The sequence below is a fragment of the Massilia agri genome, from assembly GCF_024753255.1.
Taxonomy (GTDB): Bacteria; Pseudomonadota; Gammaproteobacteria; order Burkholderiales; family Burkholderiaceae_D; genus Telluria; species Telluria agri.
In genome coordinates this window covers 120,404-133,309 of record NZ_JANUHA010000013.1, presented here as the reverse complement: position 1 = coordinate 133,309, position 12,906 = coordinate 120,404, and the positions used below count along the sequence as shown (strand labels likewise).

The window sequence follows — 12,906 nt, the reverse complement described above, 5'->3', positions numbered from 1 at the left end:
ATACACAAAACGCGATGGGTGATTACAACAAGACGGGCTTCGGAAGGGGTAAATTTCACATCCCGGAATGAGGCCTCCGCATTACGAAATACGCAGCAATCCTGGGTGCGCTTCGATTCTCATCGTGAGAAACTTCATGTCACATCATGAAACGACCATTGCAAGTCTTTGAAAGAAAAGGAATAAAAAATCTTTTGATGTCTTATATAAGAGTTGTTGTGCCGTGCACAAACTGGACTATGATGATTCCAACAGCTTCCCTCGCAATTGTTTATTTCATCCAGGAGAAACAGCATGGCAACTCGTGAACAACAGATCACCCAACTCCAGCAAGACTGGGAGAGCAATCCGCGCTGGCAGGGCGTGACGCGCAACTACACCGCGGCCGACGTGGTGCGCCTGCGCGGCTCGGTCCAGATCGAACACACCCTGGCCAAGCGCGGCGCCGAGAAGCTGTGGGACCTGGTCAACAACGAGCCCTACGTCAACGCCCTGGGCGCCCTGACCGGCAACCAGGCGATGCAGCAGGTGAAGGCTGGCCTGAAGACCATCTACCTGTCGGGCTGGCAGGTGGCGGGCGACGCCAACGTTGCCGGTGAGATGTATCCGGACCAGTCGCTGTATCCGGCCAACTCGGTGCCGCAGGTGGTGCGCCGCATCAACAACACCTTCCAGCGCGCCGACCAGATCCAATGGTCCGAAGGCAAGGACGACATCGACTACTTCGCCCCGATCGTGGCCGACGCGGAAGCCGGCTTCGGCGGCGTGTTGAATGCCTTCGAACTGATGAAAGCCATGATCGACGCGGGCGCGGCCGGCGTGCACTTCGAAGACCAGCTGGCCTCGGTCAAGAAATGCGGCCACATGGGCGGCAAGGTGCTGGTGCCGACCCGCGAGGCCGTCGAGAAGCTCAATGCGGCGCGCCTGGCCGCCGACGTGATGGGCACCCCGACCCTGGTCATCGCCCGCACCGACGCCGAAGCGGCGGACCTCCTCACCTCGGACGTGGACGACAACGACAAGCCCTTCTGCACCGGCGAGCGCACCGTGGAAGGCTTCTTCAAGGTCAAGCCGGGCATCGAGCAGGCCATCTCGCGCGGCCTGGCCTATGCGCCCTTCGCCGACCTCGTGTGGTGCGAGACCGGCAAGCCGGACCTGAACTTCGCCAAGCAGTTCGCCGAGGCGATCCATGCGAAATTCCCGGGCAAGATGCTGGCCTATAACTGCTCGCCGTCCTTCAACTGGAAGAAGAACCTGGACGACGCCACCATCGCCAAGTTCCAGAAGGAGCTGGGCGCCATGGGCTACAAGTTCCAGTTCATCACCCTGGCCGGCTTCCACGCCCTGAACTACGGCATGTTCAATCTGGCCCACGGCTATGCGCGCCGCGGCATGTCGGCCTTCGTGGAACTGCAGGAAGCGGAATTCGCCGCCGCCGAAAAGGGCTTCACCGCCGTGAAGCACCAGCGCGAAGTCGGCACCGGCTACTTCGACGCCGTGACCCAGACCATCCAGCAGAACCAGAGCTCGACCACGGCCCTCCATGGTTCGACGGAAGACGAGCAGTTCTTCGACGAGAAGAAGGTCGCGTAAGCAGCCAGCGCTTCTCATCCTCCCGGAATTTGCCGCAGTGCCCGCAAGGGCCTGCGGCTTTTTTCGTAGGGTGTTCGGCTTCGCCGAACGCGCGTTCAACGTCCCGATGAATTGACGCGTCCTGGCCATTCCTGCACTGTTTGAACGCGCGGACGGCAGAGCCGTCCACCCTACAACAGCGCGATGTAGTGGATAATGGCGGCAATTTCGCCGGCTTGCATGCCCGGCACCGACTCTCTTCTCAGGAATTCCAGCTTATGTTGAGCTACCGCCACGCCTTCCACGCGGGTAACCACGCCGATGTCCTCAAGCACTTTGTCCAGGTCCAGCTGCACCTGTACATGAACCAGAAGGACGTGGCCTACACTTATATCGACACCCACTCGGGCGCCGGCGTCTATGCGCTCGACAGTTTCCAGGCAACCAAGACCGCCGAATTCGACACCGGCATCGGTCCGCTGTGGAACGCGACCGAGGTGCCGGAGGCCTTGCAGCCCTACCTGGACCTGGTCAAGTCGATGAACCCCAGCGGCAAGATGCGCTATTACCCGGGCTCGCCCTATGTGGCGGACCAGATGTCGCGCCTGGAAGACCGCCTGCGTCTGTTCGAGCTGCATCCGGCCGACGTCAAGATCCTGAGCGAGAACGTGCGCAAGGCCGAGGCGCACAAGGCGGAGCAGGGCGAGCGGGCGCGCGGCAAGCGCGTGATCGTCGAGCATGGCGACGGCTTCCAGAGCCTGAAGAAACTGCTGCCGCCGCCTTCGCGCCGCGCCCTGGTGCTGGTCGACCCGCCTTACGAGGTGAAGGACGATTACCAGAAGGTGCGCGACGCCCTCAACGATGCCCTGGGCCGTTTCGCGAGCGGCATGTACGCGGTCTGGTATCCGGTGCTGCAGCGCATGGAATCGCGCCAGTTCCCGGACAAGCTCAAGCGCCTGCCGGCCAAGGAGTGGCTGAACGTCACGCTCACGGTCTCGACCCCGGGCCCGGACGGCATCGGCCTGCACAGCAGCGGCATGTTCATCCTGAACCCACCCTATACCTTGGAAAAGATGCTGCGCGAAACCATGCCTTATCTGGTGCAGGTACTCGGCAAGGACAGCGGCGCGCGCTTCACGATCGAGACCGGCACCCAGGTGCTTGGTGCGGCCGGCCTGCGCGACACGGGCGCCGGTCCGCGTGCGCCGGTTGGCAATGCGCGCCGCGCCAGTCCGCTGTCGGGCAAGGGCAGCCTGCGCCTGCCGGGCCAGAGCATGGTGCGCGAGGAAGCCAAGGACAAGCCGGCCGCGCCGGCGCCGAAACCACGCCGTGCCTGGCATCCGGACGGCAGCGCCGGCGCCAAGCCACAGGGCGCCGCTCCAGAAGCCCGCTCCCAGGGTAAACGTCCGGCCACAGCCGGCGAGCGTCCGGCACGCAGCGCCGGACCACGCCCCGGCGGCCCGCGCTCGGGCAGCGGCGGCAAGCGCTGAGGCGCGATTCGATGTAAAAATGCTAAGGTTAGCGTTTTTGTAGTATAGTCTTCGAGGCAGGCCTGCGCGCCTGCCTGGCACGCTCGTGCGTGCCGAAACAGTTTCCCAGGAGTTTTCCAGATGCATGCCGAAGCAACGGCAGCGGCATCCGTGCCGTCCAACGATTTTTTCCTCGCGCGTCAGCCCATCCTCGGCCGGGACCAGCATCTCGTGGCATTCGAGCTGCTGTTCCGTGCGGCCGGCGAGGACGACGACGCGAAGCTGACCGACAACGCCGCGGCGACGGCGGCTGTCATCTCGCATGCATCCCAGCTCGGCATGGAACACGTCGTGGGAGAGCAGATGGCCTTCGTCAATGTGGACGAGGTCGTGTTGATGAGCGACTTCGTGCGCTTCCTGCCCCCACACAAAGTTATCCTCGAAATCCTGGAAACCGTCAAGCCGACTCAGGCGCTGTTGGCGCGGGTCGCGGAGCTGAAGGAACTCGGTTTCAAGTTCGCGGTCGACGACGTCATCGAACATTCCCCCGAGCTCGACCGCCTGGTCGGCCTGGTAGACGTGATCAAGGTCGACGTCAAGCTGGTGCCGCGCGATGAACTGACGAAGCTGGTCGCCTCCTTGAAGGCCACTGGCAAGACTTTGTTGGCGGAAAAGGTCGAGACCCTCGACGAGTTCAAGCTGTGCATGGACCTGGGTTTCGAATACTTCCAGGGCTATTACTTTGCCCGTCCGGTGATTTTGTCGGGCAAGAAGATTACGCCCTCCGAAATGGCCATCCTGCGCCTGCTGGAGCTGGTGAGTTCCGATGCGGACGCCCAGGTGATCGAAACCGCCGTCAAGCGCGACGCCCTGATCAGCCTGAACCTGCTGCGCCTGGTAAACAGCCGCGCCGCGCCGGGGCCGCAGATCGAATCGCTGTCCCAGGCCCTAAGCCAGCTCGGGCGCCGCCAGCTGCAGCGCTGGCTGCAGATCCTGCTCTACACCACGGCCGGCGGCGTCGAACTGGCCTCGCCGCTGCTGCAGCTGGCCACCACCCGCGGCAAGCTGCTGGAGCTGATGACCCTGGCGCGCCGGCCCGACGACGCGGCCGGCGCCGATCGCGCCTTCACGGTGGGCATCATGTCGCTGGCCGACGCGCTGTTCTCGATCCCGATGCCGGACATCCTCGACAATGTCGAGGTCGCGCAGGACGTGCGCATGGCGCTGCTGCACCGGGAGGGGGAGTTCGGCACCATGTTGCGCGTGGTCGAGCTGCTGGAGGCGGCCGAAGGCGGCTGCAGGCTGGCGGAGGCGCTGCGCAAGCTGGGCCTGAGCGTCAAGCAGATGCGCGAGCTGGAGCTGGCGGCCTTCGACTGGGTGAGGGAGCTGACGCACGAGGCGCGTTGAGCGCCGCCGTGCGCAGTAAAACCGGCTTACTGGGCCAGGAAGAGGAAAACCGTCGGCTTCTTGTGGAAGTCGGGCCCTTTGCCGGCGGCCAGAGCCGTTTTCCATTTTGCTGCGGTCAAGGTCTTGACCGACTCGGTTTCCAGCGACAGGTCCGTCGCCACGCAAATCAGGGTGCCCGGCTGGCAGCCTGCCACCAGCGCTTCCAGCATCTGCCCGTTGCGGTAGGGCGTCTCGATCAGGAGCTGGGTCTGCTTCTCCACGCGCGAACGTCCCTCGAGCTGGCCGATGCGCTTGGTCCGCTGCGCCGCGTCGGTCGGCAGGTAACCGTTGAAGGCGAAGCTTTGGCCGTTCAGCCCGCTCGCCATCACGGCCAGCAGCAGGGAGGACGGGCCGACCAGCGGCCGCACGGCGATCCCGTGCTGGTGGGCCAGGCGCACCAGGTCGGCGCCCGGATCGGCCACGGCCGGCACGCCCGCTTCCGACACCAGGCCGGCATCGCGCCCCGCCAGCAGCGGAGCCAGCAGCTGGGCCAGCGCGGCCGGCGGCGTGTTCACGTTCAGTTCGGCGATCTCGATTTCCTGCAGCGGCTTGGCCAGCGGATGGTCGAGGGCGACCAGCTTCAGGAAGGCGCGCGCGGTCTTGGCGTTCTCGGCCACGAAATAGTCGAGGCGGGAAGTCAGCGCTTGCACCTGGGTAGGAAGCAGCGCCGACAGGGCGCCGGGCGCGGCGGTGGTGGGGCCGAGGGTGTTGGGGATCAGGTACAGGGTTCCAGGCATCTTGTTTCTATTTATTCATTGTCGAAAAAGCGCACGCCGGCGCGGCGCAGCATGCCGGTCAAGGCAATCAGGGGCAGGCCGGTGAGGGCGGTCGGGTCGCTTGATTCGATGCGTTCGAGCAGGGCAATGCCCAGGCCCTCGTTCTTGGCGCTGCCGGCGCAGTCATAGGGTTGTTCGATGCGCAGGTAGGCGTCCAGCTCCGCGTCCGGCAGGTCGCGGAAGTCGACGAAGACCTGCACGTTTTCCACCTGGGCAGCCTGGGCGGGATCTTCGATGCGTCCATCCCACAGGCACAAGGCGGTATGAAAGACGACGCGGCGGCCGCGCATCAGCTGCAACTGTTCCAATGCCCGCGCATGGTCACCGGGCTTGCCGATCTGCAGGCCGTCGAGTGTGGCGACCTGGTCCGAACCGATCACCAGGGCGCCGGGTGCCTGGCGCGCCACGGCTTGCGCCTTCTCGCGCGCCAGGCGCAGGGCGGTGTCCTGCGGCGCCTCGCCGGGCTGCGGGGTCTCGTCGATGCTGGGGGCAATGGCCTCGAAGGGCAGGCGCAGGCGCGACAGGAGTTCGCGACGGTAGGCGGAGCTGGATGCGAGGATGAGGCGCGCATGCGCCGGACGCGGGGACGCGGAACTTGGTATCATAGTGGGCTATCAAAGAATCAAAACTATAAGCAAAGCCGATAGAATATGCAGTTCGGCAAGCAAATCTTATAATTGCCGACATCCTGCAACGCCAGCGGCCCCAAAACGCCGTAAGTCTTTGACTCTGCGGGGAGAAGCCTGTTATTATCGCAGGTTTTCCGGGGAAGTTTTCCAAATGAGCGCTTTTGTCATTGACGCCTTCGAGTTTTGCCGGAATAGCGGACACCGCGAGGGCGTGACGCCTGTCGCCGAGATGAGCCGCCTGGCGGCAGAGTGCGCCGACAAAACCGGCGAAACATCTGGAGAGATTCGCTGGTCGATCGAAGGCGGCCTGACCAAGCAGGGTTATCCATCGATGACCCTGGCGGTCGCCGGTCCCGTGAAGCTGGTGTGCCAGCGTTGCCTGACGCCGATGGACTACGAGATCGATTCGTCGACCATGCTCGTGCTCGGCAAGGATGATGAAGACGCCGATGCGATCGAGGAAATCCTCGACGACGAGAGCATCGACGTGATCGTCGGCAGCCGCGAGTGCGATATCCGCCAGCTGCTGGAAGACGAAGCCCTGCTGGCCCTGCCGCAGGCACCGAAACACGAGGTATGTCCGGACACCAAGCTCCTGGACGCCCTGAAGACTGAAAAAGTCTCGCCGTTCGCGGCACTGAAAAATCTCAAGCCCGAATAAAGCAGCAAAGAATTTGGTAGTACCGCAGTACCGGCAGTACGACTGAAAGAACGTGTCAAACGCGTGCAGTAGTCGAGTATGGCAGTAGGCAGTTGATGTAGGCAGCGTTAAAACATGTCGGCAATGGATGAACAAGAAATTGCCGCTGGGATACTCGATCTGCAAGTATTTGCAAGTCGAATGTGTTAGAATTTTAGAACTTATGTATTAGGAGTCATCATGGCAGTTCAGCAGAATAAGAAGTCCCCGTCGAAGCGCGGCATGCACCGTTCGCACGATTTCCTGACCGCACCGAACCTGGCAGTCGAGCCGACCACCGGCGAAACCCACCTGCGTCACCACATCAGCCCGAACGGTTTCTACCGTGGTCGCAAAGTCCTGAAGACCAAGAACGACGAGTAATCGACGTCTTGTCCTTTAGTACCATGAAAGCGGTGCAACGTATGATTTCTGCGTCGCACCGCTTTTTCTTTCGCATTTTCGTTTTTTGCGGCTGCAAATCTAGCTTGCACTCCGTCATTTTGAATTGCGCGGAACCCGGCGGGCCACGAGCCACGCCCCGATCCCATCTTGCCGCCCGCTTTGCGTGAGCCGGCATCCCCCAGCAAATGACAATCACAATTTCCATTGACTGCATGGGCGGCGACCACGGCCCCTCAGTTACCATTCCGGCAGCCATCTCCTTCCTGAAAAAACAATCCGACGTTCACCTGATCCTGGTGGGCCTGGAAGAGACGCTGCGCGCAGAACTCAAGAAACATCGCGCGGAAGCGCATCCCCGACTCACCGTCAAGAACGCCACCGAAGTCGTCACCATGGACGACCCCGTCGAGATCGCCCTGCGCAAGAAGAAGGATTCGTCCATGCGCGTGGCCGTCGAGCTGGTCAAGGACGGCAGCGCCAATGCCAGCGTTTCCGCCGGCAATACCGGCGCCCTGATGGCCGTCTCGCGCTATGTGCTCAAGACCATGGCCGGCGTCGACCGCCCGGCGATCTGCTCGATCATGCCGAACCAGAAAGGCGGACCGACCTATATGCTCGACCTCGGCGCCAACGTCGACTGCGAGCCGCATCACCTGCACCAGTTCGCCATCATGGGTTCGGTGCTGTGCTCGGCCATGGAGCGCAATCCGCGCCCGACCATCGGCCTGCTGAACGTCGGCACCGAAGAGATCAAGGGCAATGACGTGGTGAAAGCCACCGGCCAGATCCTGAAAGCCGACCACGAACGCGGTAAACTGAATTTCTACGGCAACGTCGAAGGCAACGACATCTTCAAGGGCACGGTTGACGTGGTCGTCTGCGACGGCTTCGTCGGCAACGTCACGCTGAAGGCGGTCGAAGGCCTGTCGCGCTTCGTCAAGTCGGTGTTCACCGAGAACATCCTGTCGATGGCCGGCGCGCTGCTGGCGCGCAAGTCGTTGAAAAAACTGAACCCGGAACGCTACAACGGCGCCAGCCTGCTGGGCCTGAAGGGTCTGGTGTTCAAGAGCCACGGCGGGGCGAACGCCTATGCCTTCGAATGGGCGCTCCAGCGCGCCTTTGACGCAGCAAAATACGATGTACAAGAGCAGCTGTCGGCCCTGATCGCCGAACTGATGCCGACGTCGCCCGGCGAGCAGGCAAGCCAGGCGTAAGCAAACCTAGCAGGATGGTGGAGAGATGACTGTCTACAGCAAGATCACCGGTACCGGCAGCTACCTGCCGGCCAAGCGCGTCACCAACGATGAACTCGCGGCCCAGCTGGCCGAGAAGGGCATCGAGACCTCCGACGAATGGATCGTGACCCGCAGCGGCATTTCGAGCCGCCACTATGCGGCCGCCGACGAAAACGCGTCCGACCTGGCCGTGCACGCCGCGCGCAAGGCGCTGGAAAGCGCCGGCAAGAGCCCGAGCGACATCGACCTCGTCATCGTCGCCAGCTCCACCCCCGACTTCCACGGCAGCTTCCCGAGCACCGCCTGCATCGTGCAGACCAAGCTGGGCATGGCCAACAACAGCGCCGCGTTCGACGTGCAGGCCGTGTGCAGCGGCTTCGTCTACGCGGTCTCGACCGCCGACGCCTTCATCCGCGCCGGCGTGTACAAGCGCGTGCTCGTGATCGGTGCGGAAGTGTTCTCGCGCATCCTTGACTTCAATGACCGCACCACCTGCGTCCTGTTCGGCGACGGCGCCGGCGCCGTCGTCCTGGAAGCATCCGAAGAACCAGGCGTGCTGGCCACCAAGCTGCACGCCGACGGCAGCCACGCCGACATCCTGTCGATCCCGGGCAACCTGGCCGGCGGCGCCGTGGCCGGCAGCGGCTTCCTCTACATGGACGGGCCGGCGGTCTTCAAGCTGGCCGTCACCGTGCTGGAAGAAGTCGCCAAGGAAGCGCTCGAACACGCTAAGATGCAGCCGTCGGACGTCGACTGGCTGATCCCGCACCAGGCCAACCTGCGTATCATGAAGGGCACGGCCAAGAAGCTGGGCCTGCCGATGGAAAAGATGGTCGTCACCGTCGACCAGCACGGCAACACTTCGGCCGCCTCGATCCCGCTGGCGCTGGACGCAGCCGTGCGCGATGGCCGCATCCGGAAGGGCCAGAATGTGCTGATGGAAGGCGTCGGCGGCGGCTTCACCTGGGGCGCGATCCTCGCCCGCATGTAATTTGTTTCATGCCGCGGCATATGCACTGCGGCGATTCGTAGGGTGGTCGGCTCTGCCGACCGCGCGTTCAGCCAGTACAAGCGTGACCACGGCGCATCCGTGAGTTGGACGCGCGGTCGGCGAAGCCGACCACCCTACGGTGAACCACGACATTTCCGAACAGAGAGAACAAGAACATGAGCAAATTCGCATTCCTGTTTACGGGCCAGGGCGCCCAGGCCGTCGGCATGCTGAACGGCTTCGCCGGCAACCCGGTCGTCGAACAGACCGTGCTCGAGGCCTCGGAAGCCCTCGGCTTCGACCTCGGCAAGCTGATCGCCGAAGGCCCGAAGGAAGACCTCGACCTCACTACCAACACCCAGCCGGTCATGCTGACCGCAGCCGTGGCGGTGTACCGCGCCTGGATCGCCGCCGGCGGCCCGGTGCCGAACCTGGTGGCCGGCCACAGCCTGGGCGAATACTCGGCCCTGGTCGCCGCCGGCGTGATCAAGTTCAAGGACGCGGTGCCGCTGGTGCGCTTCCGCGCCCAGTCGATGCAGGACGCGGTGCCGGTGGGGCAGGGCGGCATGGCCGTCGTGCTGGGCCTGCAGGCCGACGACGTGCGCGCCGTCTGCACCGAGGCCGCGCAGGGCGAAGTGGTCGAGGCCGTGAACTTCAACGAACCGACCCAGATCGTCATCGCCGGCCACGCCGCCGCGATCGACCGCGCCTGCGAGATCGCCAAGGCCAAGGGCGCCAAGCGCGCCATGAAGCTGGCGGTGTCGGCGCCTTTCCACTCGTCCTTGCTCAAACCCGCATCCGACCGCTTGCGCGAGTACATGGAAAACATCGAATTCTCCGCACCGCAGATCGACTTGATCAACAACGTGGACGTCGCTATCCTGCACGATCCGGCTGCGATCAAGGATGCCCTGGTGCGCCAGGCCGCCGGTCCGGTGCGCTGGGTCGAGACCATGCAGAAGGTGGCGGCAAGCGGTGTGACCCAGGTCATCGAGTGCGCACCGAGCAAGACCCTGATCGGCATGGCCAAGCGCATCGACCCGGTCCTGGTCGGCGAAGCCCTGGTCGACCAGGCCTCGCTCGAGCGCGTGCTGGCCGCCGTCAAGGCCGCCTGAACAAACACATAAGAAGAGGAACAGCATGAATCTGGAAAACCAAGTCGCCCTCGTCACCGGCGCATCGCGCGGCATCGGCAAGGCCATCGCACTGGAACTGGCCCGCCAGGGCGCCAAGGTCGTCGGCACCGCCACCAGCGAATCCGGCGCGGCGGCCATCACCGAATACCTGAAGGAATTCGGCGGCAAGGGCCTGGTCCTGAACGTGACCGATGCCGCGAACTGCGAAGCCGTGGTCGGCGACGTGCAGAAGTCCTTCGGCAGCCTGTCCATCCTCGTCAACAATGCCGGCATCACCCAGGACAACCTGGCCATGCGCATGAAGGACGAGGAGTGGGATTCGGTCATTCTGACCAACCTGACCGCCGTCGGCCGCCTGTCGCGCCTGGTGCTGCGCGGGATGATGAAGGCCAAGCACGGCCGCATCATCAACATCACCTCGGTGGTGGGCGCCTCGGGCAATCCGGGCCAGATGAACTACGCCGCCGCCAAGGCCGGCGTGGCCGGCATGACCCGCGCCCTGGCGCGCGAGATCGGCAGCCGCAACATCACCGTCAACTGCGTGGCGCCGGGCTTCATCGATACCGACATGACCCGCGCCCTGGGCGAAGGCCAGCACGAAGCGCTGCTCACCCAGATCCCGCTGGGCCGCCTGGGCCAGCCGGAAGACATCGCCCATGCGGTGGCCTTCCTTTCCGGCCCACAGGCCGCATATATCACCGGCACCGAGCTGCATGTGAATGGCGGCATGTACATGAATTAAGAGGTTTAATAGAGGCGAAACGCCGGATGGACGCAGCATTGCGGAAGAAAATCCGGCGTGTACGCCTCTTTTAGCAGTAATTTCGGTGGAAATAGTCGCAATCGCCGAAAGTAGTTTTTCATCGCGCAAACCTGATAAAATGCGCGCACTTTCCGCAACACATACCTTAATGGAGCCATAACATGTCGGATATCGAACAACGCGTTAAAAAAATCGTCGCTGAGCAACTGGGCGTTGCAGAAGCAGACATCAAAATCGAATCCTCGTTCGTTGACGACCTCGGCGCTGACTCGCTGGACACCGTGGAACTGGTGATGGCACTGGAAGACGAGTTCGAAATGGAAATCCCTGACGAGCAGGCTGAGAAGATCACCACCGTCAAGCAAGCCATCGACTACGCAACCGCGCACGTCAAGGCCTAAGCTGTAGCTGTCGCTTTAAAAGTTTCTGGGAGAATCGCTTGAGCCGTTCACGCAACCGCCGTGTCGTCGTTACCGGCCTGGGCTGCATTTCACCAATCGGCAACACCATTGCCGAGGCGTGGGACGCGGCGCTGGCTGGTAAGTCGGGCATTGCCAACATTACCAAGTTCGATGCCTCGCAGTTCACGACCCGTTTCGCCGGCGAAGTGAAGAACTTCAATGTCGAGGAATACCTGCCGGGCAAGGAAGGCCGTCATATGGATAGCTTTATCCATTACGGCATGGCCGCCGGCATCCAGGCCCTGCAGGATTCGGGCCTGGTCGTGACCGAGGAAAACGCGGACCGCATCGGTGTGACCATCGGTTCGGGCATCGGTGGCCTGCCGATGATCGAAGCCACCAAGGAAGAATACACGGCCAAGGGTCCGCGCCGGATCTCGCCGTTCTTCGTCCCGGCATCGATCATCAACATGATCTCGGGCGATCTCTCGATCAAATTCGGCCTGCGTGGCCCGAACCTGGCGATCGTCACCGCCTGCACCACCGGCCTGCACTGCATCGGCGCGGCCGCCCGCCTGATCGAATACGGCGACGCGGACGTGATGATCGCCGGCGGCGCCGAGTCGACCGTCTCGCCGCTGGGCCTGGGCGGCTTCGCCTCGGCACGCGCGCTGTCCACCCGCAACGACGACCCGACCACCGCGTCGCGTCCGTGGGACAAGGACCGCGACGGCTTCGTGCTGGGCGAGGGCGCCGGCGTGATGGTGCTCGAAGAGTACGAACACGCGGTCGCGCGCGGCGCGAAGATCTATGCGGAAGTCATCGGCTTCGGCATGAGCGCGGACGCCAACCACATCACCTCGCCGGTCGAGGATGGCAGCGGCGCAGCCCGTTGCATGGTGGCGGCACTGCACAACGCCGGCATCAATGCCAGCGAAGTCCAGTACGTCAACGCGCACGGCACCTCGACGCCGCTGGGCGACGTGGCGGAAGTGCGCGGCATCAAGCGCGTCTTCGGCGACCACGCCAAGGGTGGCCTCGTCGTGAACTCCACCAAGTCGATGACCGGTCACCTGCTGGGTGGCGCGGGCGGCCTGGAATCGGTGTTCACCGTGCTGGCGATCCACAATCAGGTCTCGCCGCCGACGATCAACATCTTCAACCAGGATCCGGAGTGCGACCTGGACTTCGTCGCCAACACGGCGCGCGACATGCGCATCGATTACGCGGTGAAGAACTCCTTCGGCTTCGGCGGTACCAATGGTACCCTGGTGTTCGCAAAAGTCTGAGCATTCGCTTGAACTGACTCCGCCCGTCCCGGTCTAACCGGGATGGGCGCCTGCCAGCCTCGACCGTCCGGTCCTGCGCTTTTCCCCGCAAGTCCTCCCGCCCCTGGCCCCGGCC

Annotated in this window: 13 protein-coding genes; 11 read left to right on the top strand and 2 right to left on the bottom strand. The window is 63.4% G+C overall.

The window, feature by feature from the left end:
• The first annotated feature begins 294 nt into the window (after nucleotides 1-294).
• From aceA to NX780_RS17830, 3 genes are all read left to right on the top strand, one after another.
• Complete coding sequence (gene aceA / locus NX780_RS17840; RefSeq protein WP_258829219.1) at nucleotides 295-1,593, top strand: isocitrate lyase; 1,299 nt, start codon at nucleotides 295-297, stop codon at nucleotides 1,591-1,593.
• A gap of 257 nt (nucleotides 1,594-1,850) precedes the next feature.
• A complete protein-coding gene (locus NX780_RS17835) occupies nucleotides 1,851-3,062 on the top strand; it encodes a 23S rRNA (adenine(2030)-N(6))-methyltransferase RlmJ (RefSeq protein ID WP_258829218.1) in 1,212 nt (403 codons plus the stop codon).
• Between the two features lie 120 nt (nucleotides 3,063-3,182).
• A complete protein-coding gene (locus tag NX780_RS17830) occupies nucleotides 3,183-4,448 on the top strand; it encodes an EAL and HDOD domain-containing protein (RefSeq protein ID WP_258829217.1) in 1,266 nt (421 codons plus the stop codon).
• A 26-nt stretch (nucleotides 4,449-4,474) separates the two neighbouring features.
• Here NX780_RS17830 and NX780_RS17825 read toward each other — a convergent pair whose 3' ends face one another.
• The gene (locus NX780_RS17825) at nucleotides 4,475-5,224 is read right to left on the bottom strand and encodes an SAM-dependent methyltransferase (protein ID WP_258829216.1); all 750 of its coding nucleotides are present in this window, start codon (nucleotides 5,222-5,224) and stop codon (nucleotides 4,475-4,477) included.
• A gap of 11 nt (nucleotides 5,225-5,235) precedes the next feature.
• Nucleotides 5,236-5,868 (bottom strand): Maf family nucleotide pyrophosphatase, encoded by a 633-nt coding sequence (locus tag NX780_RS17820; RefSeq protein ID WP_258829215.1) that lies wholly within the window; start codon nucleotides 5,866-5,868, stop codon nucleotides 5,236-5,238.
• A 175-nt stretch (nucleotides 5,869-6,043) separates the two neighbouring features.
• On the opposite strand from NX780_RS17820, the gene NX780_RS17815 reads away from it, so the two are divergent.
• From NX780_RS17815 to fabF, 8 genes are all read left to right on the top strand, one after another.
• Entirely contained in the window at nucleotides 6,044-6,553 is a 510-nt protein-coding gene (locus tag NX780_RS17815) for a YceD family protein (protein WP_258829214.1), read from the top strand.
• Nucleotides 6,554-6,772: 219 nt separating this feature from the next.
• Entirely contained in the window at nucleotides 6,773-6,955 is a 183-nt protein-coding gene (gene rpmF, locus NX780_RS17810) for a 50S ribosomal protein L32 (protein ID WP_005666806.1), read from the top strand.
• Nucleotides 6,956-7,161: 206 nt separating this feature from the next.
• Entirely contained in the window at nucleotides 7,162-8,190 is a 1,029-nt protein-coding gene (gene plsX / locus NX780_RS17805; protein WP_258829213.1) for a phosphate acyltransferase PlsX, read from the top strand.
• Between the two features lie 25 nt (nucleotides 8,191-8,215).
• Nucleotides 8,216-9,202 (top strand): beta-ketoacyl-ACP synthase III, encoded by a 987-nt coding sequence (locus tag NX780_RS17800; protein WP_258829212.1) that lies wholly within the window; start codon nucleotides 8,216-8,218, stop codon nucleotides 9,200-9,202.
• 176 nt (nucleotides 9,203-9,378) lie between these two features.
• Nucleotides 9,379-10,317 carry an ACP S-malonyltransferase gene (gene fabD, locus NX780_RS17795; protein WP_258829211.1) on the top strand — a complete coding sequence of 313 codons (939 nt, stop codon included), beginning with the start codon at nucleotides 9,379-9,381 and terminating at the stop codon, nucleotides 10,315-10,317.
• 25 nt (nucleotides 10,318-10,342) lie between these two features.
• Nucleotides 10,343-11,080, top strand: coding sequence for a 3-oxoacyl-ACP reductase FabG (gene fabG, locus NX780_RS17790; RefSeq protein WP_258829210.1), 738 nt, complete (start codon nucleotides 10,343-10,345; stop codon nucleotides 11,078-11,080).
• Between the two features lie 182 nt (nucleotides 11,081-11,262).
• Entirely contained in the window at nucleotides 11,263-11,502 is a 240-nt protein-coding gene (gene acpP, locus NX780_RS17785; protein ID WP_020653257.1) for an acyl carrier protein, read from the top strand.
• A 38-nt stretch (nucleotides 11,503-11,540) separates the two neighbouring features.
• A complete protein-coding gene (gene fabF, locus NX780_RS17780) occupies nucleotides 11,541-12,791 on the top strand; it encodes a beta-ketoacyl-ACP synthase II (protein ID WP_258829209.1) in 1,251 nt (416 codons plus the stop codon).
• Nucleotides 12,792-12,906: the final 115 nt, after the last annotated feature.